This window comes from Vibrio genomosp. F10 str. 9ZD137 (genome assembly GCF_049974785.1).
Classification (GTDB): Bacteria; Pseudomonadota; Gammaproteobacteria; order Enterobacterales; family Vibrionaceae; genus Vibrio.
Window position 1 is genome coordinate 1 of record NZ_JBNGCJ010000562.1, and the last position, 11,619, is coordinate 11,619.

General features: G+C 43.7%; 9 protein-coding genes. 5 read left to right on the forward strand and 4 right to left on the reverse strand.

Features of this window, described 5'->3' with window-relative positions; genetic code table 11:
* The 3 genes from ACP45E_RS13665 to ACP45E_RS13675 all read right to left on the reverse strand — a co-directional run.
* On the reverse strand, positions 1–937 hold a 937-nt coding region (locus ACP45E_RS13665), incomplete at its 3' end, for a lipid A deacylase LpxR family protein (protein ID WP_069585112.1).
* A 202-nt stretch (positions 938–1,139) separates the two neighbouring features.
* Positions 1,140–3,416: a formate C-acetyltransferase gene (pflB, locus tag ACP45E_RS13670; RefSeq protein WP_017034861.1), complete on the reverse strand. Its 2,277-nt coding sequence runs from the start codon at positions 3,414–3,416 to the stop codon at positions 1,140–1,142.
* A gap of 301 nt (positions 3,417–3,717) precedes the next feature.
* Positions 3,718–5,265: a DUF3360 family protein gene (locus tag ACP45E_RS13675; protein WP_017034862.1), complete on the reverse strand. Its 1,548-nt coding sequence runs from the start codon at positions 5,263–5,265 to the stop codon at positions 3,718–3,720.
* Between the two features lie 610 nt (positions 5,266–5,875).
* Between ACP45E_RS13675 and ACP45E_RS13680 the strand changes: the two genes are divergently transcribed.
* The 4 genes from ACP45E_RS13680 to ACP45E_RS13695 all read left to right on the forward strand — a co-directional run bounded on the left by ACP45E_RS13680 (position 5,876) and on the right by ACP45E_RS13695 (position 9,031).
* The gene (locus tag ACP45E_RS13680; protein WP_017034863.1) at positions 5,876–6,646 is read left to right on the forward strand and encodes an ABC transporter ATP-binding protein; all 771 of its coding nucleotides are present in this window, start codon (positions 5,876–5,878) and stop codon (positions 6,644–6,646) included.
* A 94-nt stretch (positions 6,647–6,740) separates the two neighbouring features.
* Positions 6,741–7,511 carry an ABC transporter substrate-binding protein gene (locus tag ACP45E_RS13685; protein WP_017037318.1) on the forward strand — a complete coding sequence of 257 codons (771 nt, stop codon included), beginning with the start codon at positions 6,741–6,743 and terminating at the stop codon, positions 7,509–7,511.
* 98 nt (positions 7,512–7,609) lie between these two features.
* Complete coding sequence (locus ACP45E_RS13690; protein ID WP_017034865.1) at positions 7,610–8,350, forward strand: ABC transporter permease; 741 nt, start codon at positions 7,610–7,612, stop codon at positions 8,348–8,350.
* 3 nt (positions 8,351–8,353) lie between these two features.
* Positions 8,354–9,031 (forward strand): ABC transporter permease, encoded by a 678-nt coding sequence (locus ACP45E_RS13695; protein WP_026026518.1) that lies wholly within the window; start codon positions 8,354–8,356, stop codon positions 9,029–9,031.
* Between the two features lie 130 nt (positions 9,032–9,161).
* Here ACP45E_RS13695 and xthA read toward each other — a convergent pair whose 3' ends face one another.
* Positions 9,162–9,971 carry an exodeoxyribonuclease III gene (gene xthA / locus ACP45E_RS13700; RefSeq protein ID WP_017037319.1) on the reverse strand — a complete coding sequence of 270 codons (810 nt, stop codon included), beginning with the start codon at positions 9,969–9,971 and terminating at the stop codon, positions 9,162–9,164.
* Between the two features lie 210 nt (positions 9,972–10,181).
* Here xthA and ACP45E_RS13705 point away from each other — a divergent pair.
* Positions 10,182–11,619: methyl-accepting chemotaxis protein (locus tag ACP45E_RS13705; protein WP_069585114.1), on the forward strand; the 1,438-nt coding region annotated here is incomplete at its 3' end.

Genomic DNA, 11,619 nt, shown 5'->3' on the forward strand with positions numbered 1-11,619 from the left:
TCGAGCTTGGTGCTTCTTTATAATCGGGGGTTTTTGCGGTGACGGTTAAACTGACTCCGACGTATTGGTTGTACCAAACCGCGCCTAAGACCGCCGTAGATTGCCAGTTTTCAAGAGTGCTTGGGTAGTTCTCAGGATTCGAAATATTAGGTCGTTCGCCTTCAATGGTGATGTCGTTGAATCGATAGCGACCTTCAATGCCAGTGAAGACAAACCAAGCAGTATTAGACGCGCCAATCATACCGGGTCGAAATGGATTTTCTGTTGAAATGTTGGCAGCGCCCATGTTGCCGCCAAGGTCCGTACCCCATCGAAACATCATCCCAGTAGAAAGATCACTTCTAAAGCTCCCTATATTACCTTCGCTGACGTTAGACACTTCCAATTCAGTATTACCGAATGAACGGCTGCGCCCCCAATTAAAGTGCGATAGATAGCCAACACTGCCGACCAGACCTTCATCAACTTGGTAGTCCCAACCGTTTGGATCGTCAGATCCAGTAATACTATGAACTAATTTTTGTGCTTGACCCGCTAATGAATTTTCACCGGTTGCACCAAGAGTGAGGTTAAATCGCTGAGCTTGCTGTGGGTGAAGGCTGATGAAGTTAAGTTCACCATGGAAGTAACCTGCATACGGCCGGTCATTGGCAAGGGGTTCCATTGCTTCAATGTCTGAAGGCGTCCACATTTTGTGCCCTAACGTAAACTCGACTTTGTCTAAGGGAGAGGCTCCCCAAACGGATAAGCTTAGAGGGGTAAGAATCCAAGGAGTATTGATTGCCCCAGAGGTATAAGAGAGAAAAATACCATTGGTGTAATCTTGGTCGACCCCAAAGATGCCATCGTTATCAAGAGAAAATGAAACGGTGGATCGTTCAGATGCGGTAACACTTGACGAGGCGATAATTAAAGCAAGGAGAATTTGAGACTTCATTTTAGTACTACAACTGATTACTGACTCTAAATAGTACAGCAAAAAACACGCCAAAGTGAGCGATAGAATAATGAAGCGTTAAAACTGTGCGCGTAATCGAATTAATAGACTTAACAACGATTTTTGGTGAATTGTAGTCGGAAAAAAGCCCTGCTTACTGAATGAGTAAGCAGGGCTTCTACGCTTTATGTTTCGCTAAATCTTATAAAGATTCAGTGAAAGTACGCGCGATTACGTCAGCTTGCTGCTCTTTAGTTAAAGAGTTAAAGCGAACAGCATAACCAGAAACACGGATAGTTAGCTGTGGGTATTTCTCAGGGTGCTTAACAGCGTCTTCTAGTGTATCGCGGTTAAGAACGTTCACGTTAAGGTGTTGGCCACCTTCAACGCCAGCTTCATGGTGGAAGTAACCATCCATAAGGCCTGCAAGGTTAGCGCGTTGGCTATCTTCTTCTTTACCTAGTGCGTTTGGCACGATAGAGAAAGTGTAAGAGATACCATCTTGTGCGTCTGCAAACGGTAGTTTACCTACTGAAGTCAGTGAAGCTACAGCACCTTTCTCATCACGACCGTGCATTGGGTTAGCACCAGGAGCGAAAGGAGCACCAGCACGACGGCCGTCAGGTGTGTTACCTGTTTTCTTACCGTACACAACGTTAGAAGTGATAGTAAGGATAGACTGAGTCGGAATAGCGTCACGGTACATCTTAAGTTTACGGATTTTGCCCATAAACGTAGAAACAAGTTCACATGCGATGTCATCTACGCGTGCGTCGTTGTTACCAAATTTAGGGTAGTCACCCTCGATATCGAAATCGATCGCGATGCCGTCTTCATCACGCACTGGTTTAACCGTTGCGTATTTGATTGCAGATAAAGAGTCAGCCGCTACAGAAAGACCTGCGATACCACATGCCATAGTACGACGAACATCACGGTCATGAAGAGCCATTAGAGACGCTTCGTAGCTGTACTTGTCGTGCATGTAGTGGATGCTGTTAAGCGCAGTCACGTATTGTTTTGCTAACCAATCCATAAATGTGTCTAGGCGACCCATTACGTCATCGTAGCTTAGAACTTCGTCAGTGATCTTGTCGCCAACTGGGCCAACTTGCATCTTCAGCTTCTCATCGACACCGCCGTTGATTGCGTAAAGCATTGTTTTCGCAAGGTTAGCACGAGCACCGAAGAACTGCATTTGCTTACCAACGATCATTGGTGAAACACAACATGCGATAGCGTAGTCGTCTGAACCTAGGTCAGGACGCATTAGGTCATCATTTTCGTACTGGATAGAAGACGTATCGATAGATACCTTCGCACAGAAACGTTTGAAGCCGTCTGGAAGCTGCTCAGACCAAAGAACCGTGATGTTTGGCTCTGGAGAAGGCCCCATAGTGTATAGCGAGTTTAGGAAACGGAAGTTTGAACGCGTAACCAGTGTACGACCATCAACACCCATACCACCCATTGACTCAGTAGCCCAGATTGGGTCACCAGAGAATAGCTCATCGTACTCAGGAGTACGTAGGAAACGAACCATACGTAACTTCATTACGAAGTGGTCAATCATTTCTTGAGCTTGAACTTCAGTGATAGCACCAGAAGCAATATCACGCTCGATGAACACGTCTAGGAAAGTCGAAGTACGACCTAGAGACATTGCTGCACCGTTTTGAGATTTAACTGCCGCTAGGTAGCCGAAGTAAGTCCATTGGATTGCTTCTTGAGCTGTTTGAGCAGGGCCAGAAATATCAAAGCCGTATTTCTCAGCCATTACTTTCATTTGGCCTAGAGCGCGGTGTTGCTCAGAGATTTCTTCACGAAGTTGCATTGTAGCAGCGAGATCTTCGCCATTTTCGAAACGCTCTTGAAGAGAAGCAAACTGAGCTTGCTTGTCTTTCATTAGGAAGTCTACACCGTATAGTGCTACGCGACGGTAGTCACCAATGATACGACCACGACCGTATGCATCAGGAAGACCTGTTAGAACACCTGATTTACGACATTTTAAAATGTCAGGTGTGTAGATATCGAAAACACCTGCATTGTGCGTTTTACGGTATTCTGAGTAGATCTTTGAAACCATAGGGTCAAGAGTTTCACCATATGCTTTACAAGAACCTTCAACCATACGTACACCACCATTAGGGATGATGGCACGCTTTAGTGGTTTTTCTGTTTGTAGACCAACAATTGTTTCTAGGTCTTGTTCGATATAACCAGCATCATGAGAAGTGATGGTAGAGATAACAGACGTATCGAAATCAACAGGTGCTTTCGTTGCGTTTTCCTGTTTGATACCTTCCATTACTTTGTTCCAAAGCACGTTAGTTGCTTCAGTACCTTCAGAAACTAGGAAAGATTCGTCGCCTTCATACGGCGTGTAGTTCTTTTGAATAAAATCACGAACGTTTACTTCGTTTTGCCAATCACCGTTAGCAAAACCTTCCCAAGCTTTAGCAAATTGCTCTGCCATGACATACCTACCTTTTTAGTAGAAAAAACACGTACTGGGTTCACTGTATGAACAGCTATCTTCAGAGGAAGATCAGTACTCACATTAATAACAATATCTATAATAGTAGAAACTGGCATCTCGAAAATTATACATATTGCCATTTACATCGAGTGTGGCATTAAATTTTGGATAACAACACTCACGACATGGGCGAATCATACTCTAAAATATTTTTACAAAACTTAAACTAAATCAATAAAAGTAAAATAAAGTTGAAAAAAAAGGGTGATGAACGCCATCACCCTAACTTTTTTTTAATCTACAGCCAGGCTTTAAGCCCGTACTGACTTTCTAACATACCAACAGCAAGCATAGCAATCAAACAAATGATGAGTACGCCAGCTGGAATCACAATTTTGTCTACGAATGATAATTTAGAAGCACGCTCTTTATCACCAATCAAACCATTGTTATCGAGAAGCATCGTCAGTGCCCAAGCTAGCACAGGGTTAACAACCGCTGATCCGAAGATACAAATACCCGCAGCTTGAGAATCCTTCGTGTCTTTGACCATCTGCATACCTGCTTCAAGCAGAGGTAAGAAAACCCCCACAAGAAGAGCAACACGCATCACTGGAGGCCATACCGCAACATCCATTGGGAAACCAAGGATTGCAACAATAATACACAGTGAACCCAGTAAAATCGCACCAGCAGGAATAGGGCGCTTAGCGATTGCAGCCGGGATCATGTACGTTCCCCAAGATGATGTGATGTTACCACCACCTACTGCAGTCCCCACCATTTGACGGAAAGAACACATGGTCATAGTGTCATCCACGTCCATTAATACTTTTTCAGTCTTACGTGGGTAGTTCAGCTCTTGGAAGATACGGTGACCTAGGAAGTCTGGCGACCACATCGCAACCGCAAGAATGGCAAATGGAAGTGATGCAATGAAGTGTTCCAGATTAGGAAGACCTAATTGCCAACCTTGTTCTGTGCTTCCCCACCAGTAAACAGGGTTTAGATTAGGTAAGCCCATTTCTGTTTCAAACGTAAGGTCAAAACCCGCTCCAAGGCCTAAAGCAATTATAAGGCCGGTGAACGCACAAACAGGAATCGCCAACCAACGCATGTTGATCTTCGCGAGAATCGCGTAAACCACAATGTTGATGCCTAGTACCACTAAACCAATGTAGCCAAGGCTGCCGGCTTCCACTGTAGAAGACTGAAGTCCTGTTGCCCATGTTTGAATCGAACCTATTTGGCTCATTACACCAGTAAAGCCGAGGAATATTAATAACCCCCCAGCTGTTCCTTGGGAAGTGAGGTTAACCAGTTTGGATCCCCCTTTGAAGTAACTGAGCAACAAACCGAAAACGCCTAATAAAATAGCAAGCGCAAGAGGGTGGGCACCAGCAAGAGCGATACTACCGATCAGAGGAATCATCGGGCCGTGGTTACCGGCTAAGTTTGCTCTAGGGTTAAATATACCAGATGCCAAGATACAGAACAGTAACGCTGGGATAAGCATTTCAACACGGGCTACTTCAATGGCGAAGTCCTTGCCTAGCTCAACATGATCCCATGCCGCCGTTAGGCCATCAGCCCAAGACATCATTACCGCAGAGTACATGGCGATAATACCAATCGTACCAGCAAGGGCAGGTACTAAGTCTTCTAATTCAAATCGGAAATCACGACCAGGCAGGTTAAGCCCAAAGCGGCGTGGTTTCATAATTTGCAGTTCATGATCTAAATAGTCTGAACGGCTAGCAAACTCAGATGCTGGACGGTGGAGCTCTTGGTAGCTCTTGTTCTCAATATCCGAATCAGAGTGCGGTTTATTCACTGCGTCTGACATAGATTCCTCATAATAAAAGTAGTCATTTGTTCAATCCGAAACCTGCAACTCGTTAGTAGTAAGTTGCTGGAGTGGTACGAGATAATTGTGTTAATTCTCAATTAAAGATAAAGCATGTAGTGTTTGTTTACACTTTCGATTTTTTGCGAGTTTACCCCGCTTGCTATATGGCTTGATTGATCTTGATCACTTTATAAAACATTGTGAAATAAAGCTACAGAACTGAGGGAGATGTGTGTAAAAGTAATATTGATATTGAAATTAAGTTACATAAAAAATATTGATAATGAAAGTAAGCTACATTCTATTACGAGTGATTTTTGAAACAAACGTAGTGAACAAGATAAGTAAAGGTTTACAAATGTTGAACCATATCTATTTTTTATAAATCCATTAACATTTGCAATGTTGGAATAATGATTCAAATTATTCATTTTATGCGTCTTTGGTAGATTATTAGCCTGATGTTTGAATTATTACTCATATAAAGTAGCTATATATTTCAAAAAGACAGGTTAATAATTTGTTGCATCTATCAATAAGGGGTGCTAGTTTGAATCGCAATGTGGGCGGAGCCCAGCAGTCATATCGAAATAGGGAGTACGAGCGCATGAATGAAGTACCAGCGCTAGATATTAAGGAACTACACAAGACATTTGGTCAAAATGAAGTACTGAAAGGCATTTCGTTAGAGGCACATAAAGGCGATGTTATTTCTATCATTGGCTCTTCCGGTTCAGGCAAGAGTACTTTTCTGCGATGTATAAACCTACTTGAAACTCCCACGTCTGGTGATATTTGGGTCAATGGTGAATTGATCGATATGAAAAAGAATCGTTCGGGTGAAGCGGTTCCTGCGAATGAAAAACAAGTTCAACGAATTCGTTCTCGGCTAGCTATGGTCTTTCAAGGCTTTAATTTATGGTCGCATATGACGGTATTGGAAAATGTGATTGAAGCGCCTGTACACGTTCTCGGTGTTCCCAAAGCTCAAGCCATTGAAAATGCGGAATTGTTGTTAAAGAAAGTGGGCTTGTACGAACGAAAAGATTATTACCCTGGTCACTTATCGGGTGGGCAACAGCAACGTGCAGCAATCGCTCGCGCTTTAGCGGTTGATCCAGAAGTGATGCTGTTCGATGAACCGACTTCTGCATTAGACCCAGAACTTGTTGGTGAGGTTCTTGGTGTTATGCGAGATCTTGCCGAAGAAGGGCGCACTATGTTGGTTGTTACTCATGAAATGGCGTTTGCTCGTGATGTTTCTAACCATGTGATGTTCTTACATCAAGGTATCGTTGAAGAGCAAGGCGACCCAGCCAAGCTATTTACCGCACCAGAATCTGAGCGTTTACAGCAATTTATATCTTCGATCTACTAGACCAGGAAACTGGTTTAGTGGAATTGTAAGCACAACCCAAAACACATAAAAATCAAACTTTATAGAAGTAAATTTCAATCACAGGAGTATGGAAATGAAAAAGTGGTTACTAGTAGCAGCGATTGCTGCAACAGCAGCAACAGGTATGGCCCAAGCGAAGGAATGGAAAACAGTACGCTTTGGTATTGAAGGCGCTTATCCTCCATTTAGCTGGACTGAAGCTGATGGTTCACTCAAAGGCTTTGACGTTGATATGGCAAATGCACTTTGTGAAGAGATGAAAGTGAAATGTCAGATCGTACCTCAAGATTGGGATGGTATTATTCCATCGCTACTTGCTCGTAAATACGATGCCATTATCGCAGCAATGTCGATTACAGAAGAACGTAAGAAGCGTATCGATTTCACTGGTAAATACGCGCTTATTCCAAATAAATTTATCGCTAAAAAAGGCGCTGAGCTTAACTTCGACAAGCTTGAAGGCGTGAAGATTGGTGTTCAACGTGCAACAACACACGATAAGTACCTAACTGACAACTATGGCAGCGCAGTAGAGATCGTACGTTACGGCTCTTTTGACGAAGCCTACCTTGACCTAGCTAACGGTCGCATTGTTTCTGTTCTTGGTGATGCCTCTGCACTTGAAGAAGGTGTTCTCAATAAAGCGGGCGGTGAAGCGTACGAATTTGTTGGTCCTTCGTTAACGGATCCTAAATGGTTCGGTGATGGTTTTGGTATCGCAGTTCGCAAACAAGATAAAGACCTAACGAAAACTCTCGATGCGGCGATTCTTTCGCTTCGTGAGAAAGGTGTGTATCAAGAGATTGCTGCAAAATACTTCAACTACGACGTATATGGCCAGTAATAGCTAAGCCGATATCTGGCTGTTGGTTCCTAGTCAATTGATGTACCCAACAGCTGGATATTCGCGTCTACTACAACCTAGGGACTAGGAACTAACCTATGTTAGATTTACAAGGATACGAAGCCTCAATATTAAAAGGGGCCGTTTTAACTATCGAAGTCGCCATTCTATCGCTCATCCTAGCTATGGTACTGGGTATGCTCGGCGCTTTAGCCAAATTAGCCCCATATCGTTGGGCAAGGGCAATCGCGACTCTCTACACCACAGTCATTCGTGGAATTCCTGATTTAGTACTCATGATGCTTATCTTTTTTGGTGGGCAAATCTTATTGAATAATAGTCTCTACTCGACCAATGAATGGATTAACGAATGGTTTACCTCGTCTAATCCAGATCACGAGTGGACAGCGTATTTACCTGATTACATCGATGTCAGTCCTTTTGTCGCCGGGGTATTAACGATCGGGTTTATTTTCGGTGCTTACATGGCTGAAACCTTCCGCGGTGCCATTATGGCGGTCGATAAAGGTGAGATGGAAGCGGCAAAAGCCTATGGAATGAGTGGTCCTCTGGCGTTTCGACGCATCTTGCTTCCACAAATGATTCGTCACGCGTTACCAGGGTTTGGTAATAACTGGTTGGTTTTGCTTAAAACCACGGCTCTGGTTTCAATCATTGGGCTTGAGGACATGGTCCGAGTCAGTTCATTAGCTGCGGGTTCAACGAAAATGCCTTTTACTTTTTATATGACGGTTGCTGTGATTTTCCTATTCTTTACGAGTGTATCAACGGGGTTACTTAAGTTGGTCGAGCGTAAATTCAGCATTCATGCGAGGTAGATGATGGATTTCTCTTTACTGATTGATAGCTTTCCTATCTATCTTGATGGTTTGTGGACAACAACCTGGCTTGTCTCTTGCGCTTTAGTGCTAGGTTTAGCCATCGCCATCCCTTTAGCGATAGCCCGAAACAGCCCTAATTACTTTTGGAATGCGCCAGCCTGGACATTCATCTACTTTTTTCGTGGCACACCGCTGTTAGTGCAGCTCTATTTGATTTATTACGGTATGGACCAGTTTTTCCCAGTGAAGGATACATTGTGGGAAAACGCGTGGTTTTGCGCGCTCGTCGCGTTTGTCCTCAACACGTCAGCGTACACGGCGGAAATTGTACGTGGTGCGATTAACGGTTTGCCGAAGGGTGAAGTGGAAGCCGCAAAAGCGTATGGAATGAGCATGTCGAAAACATATCGTCGAATCATTCTGCCGAGCGCATTGCGTCGCGCACTTCCTGCCTACAGTAACGAAGTGATCTTCATGCTTCACGGCAGTGCAGTGGCAGGTATTGTGACTATTATGGACTTAACCGGTGCAGCCCGTCTCGTTAATGCTCGTTACTACGCCCCGTTTGAATCGTTCTTGGCCGCAGGACTATTTTACATGGGCTTGACGTTTATTATTCTGTGGTGCTTTAAACATGCTGAGAAACGTTTTCTAGCGTACCTTAGACCACTTAGCTAGTGCTTTAAGCCATTTTGCTACTCTTCTAGATGATTCGTTCATGGCGAATAACGAAACGAGAAACAGGCTTCTAAGAAGAAGCCTGTTTTATTTTTGGTACTCAATTTCTTGGCACTCAATGCACAAAGTACTAAAAAGAAAAGGTTGACCATATGGGCGCATGGTCTGACGGTTTTTCAATACCTCGCAGCTCGTAATCAATGCCAGCGTCGATGCATTGAGCGGCCAGTGAAGGCGTTGCTAAGACAACATCAATGCGTAACCCTCGATTGTCGTCAAAGCCACGGGAGCGGTAGTCAAACCACGAGTATTGGTCATCGACGGTTGGGTGCAAGTTTCTAAAGGTATCCTCAAGGCCCCATTGCTGCAGAGTCGCTAACCATTCACGTTCGATGGGTTGGAATGAACACTTACCTGTTTTCAACCAACGCTTTTTGTTTGGCTCCCCAATGCCGATATCAGCATCAATCGGGCTAATGTTAATATCGCCCATCACCACCAGTTTTTCATCATTACTGTGGTTAACATTAAGGTAAGTCATTAAATCTTTGTAAAACTGCTCTTTATAAGGGAATTTAGTTTCGTGAGCAATATTGTCGCCTTGTGGGAAGTAGCCGTTAAGCACGGTTACAGGTTCACCCTTGTCATTTTCAACGGTAACCATAATCATGCGCTTTTGATGGTCTTCCGTGTCGGTTGGGAATCCATACGTGACTGAAATAGGCTCTTTTTTACACAACATGGCCACGCCATAGTGTGCTTTTTGTCCGTGAAAATAGACGTGATAACCCATGGCTTCAACCGCTTCAAGGGGGAATGCATCATTGTGAACCTTGATTTCTTGTAGGCCTATAACATCCGGCTGGTGTTTGTCGATAACGGCTTGTAATTGATGTAAACGAGCACGAAGGCCATTGATATTAAAGCTGATGATTTTCATAAGTCATCCATATAGAAGAGGCAAAGTAGGATTCTATCACCTCTTATAATGAGGACAACGGTCAAACACATAAAATATTATGTGGTTACTGATTACAATATTAACATTTAAGTAAAGTTCTGATTGACGGAGTAAAACAGTGTGCTTTAATTCTAATGGTCAGGACTATTTTAACCGAAATTTCATACTGTTTGCTTATAAGGATGTAAGATGCGAACTCTTTCCGTACAGTGGAAAATAACCCTCTTAGCAGGTTGCTGCCTACTGATCACTTCATTATCTCTTGTCGGATTCTCCGTTTACAACGCGATAGGGAATCAAAAGGTCATCACCGCTCAAAGTTCAACGTCGGTGATAGACAAATCTCAGCAGCTTCTTGAAACGCGCGCTCGATTGAACGCTACTGAGGTTGTTCAATTTCTCGATGAAGCGATATACCGAGCTGAAATGCTGGCTTCAAACGCGTTATTTTTCAAACGAAATACGGAAGAAAACTTTGGTTCAAGTGAAGAGTTACGTACTGCTTTGGATGAAATGGTGCGTCAATCGGTTGCTGAGTTCGATGCCATCGAAGGGGCTTATCTGGTATTCCAACCGGATCTTCTGGATGGGGAAGATGGTAATTATGTAAACGCCGATTATGTAGGTTCCAATGACATTGGCCGATTTGCTTCTTATTGGAAAACGGCAGAAAACGGCGAAAATATCATTGCTAATGTGTTATCAGAAAAGTCCTTGGCACAAGAAAGTGAAAGTGAGCGTTTTTACTGCCCAATTGCAAGTGGTGAGATTTGTGTCTCAACACCCAGGCTCATTACCCAAGAAGATAGAGAATTTCTTACCTCATCCATTTCTGTTCCCATTCTTGTTGACGAGGTTCCAATCGGCTTCTTTGGTATTGATCTTAAACTCGATCAACTGACTAACGTAATCGCTGAATCCGATGCAAGTCTGTTTGAAGGACGTGGCCGATTATTTATCATCAGTTTGAATGGTTCTTTGATCGCGAGTGACGATCCGAGTCTCGTGATTGGAAGTGCGTTTCAAAGTAGTACTGTAAGTCGCGATAAAGTGACTGATCTGTTATTTGGCGGCGAGCTAACGACAAGTTGGAGTAATGATGATTCATGGCTAACGGTTTTTGCTCCAATGACGGTCGCCAATCAAACCTGGGGCGTTATTTTTGAAATGCCTCGCTCGGTGGTTGTCGCCGATGCCGTCGCGTTAGATGAAGTTCTGTCTGGCAACTTAGCGTCGAGTGTAAAAAGTGAATTATTGACGGGCGGGATATTTGTCCTGGTTGGTTTGGCTCTTATTGCTATTTTGGCGCAACGCGTTGTCAAACCAATTCGAGAAGTGGTGGTACGCCTTGATGACATTGCGTCAGGTGAGGGTGATCTTACTCAGCGTCTAAACGTTACGTCGCAAGATGAAATAGGCCAACTGGCTAAGGGTTTTAATCTCTTTTTGGAAAAACTTCAGTCAACAATCAAAGACGTGGTGGTGACAACCAATGATGTTGCCCAAACGACGGTTGAAGCCAAAAATGCGGCGATGGCAACTCGAACGAGCAGTGAATCTCAATTCAAAGAAGTGGATTTAGTCGCAACTGCATCTGAAGAGATGACACAAACGGCGAGCATGGTGG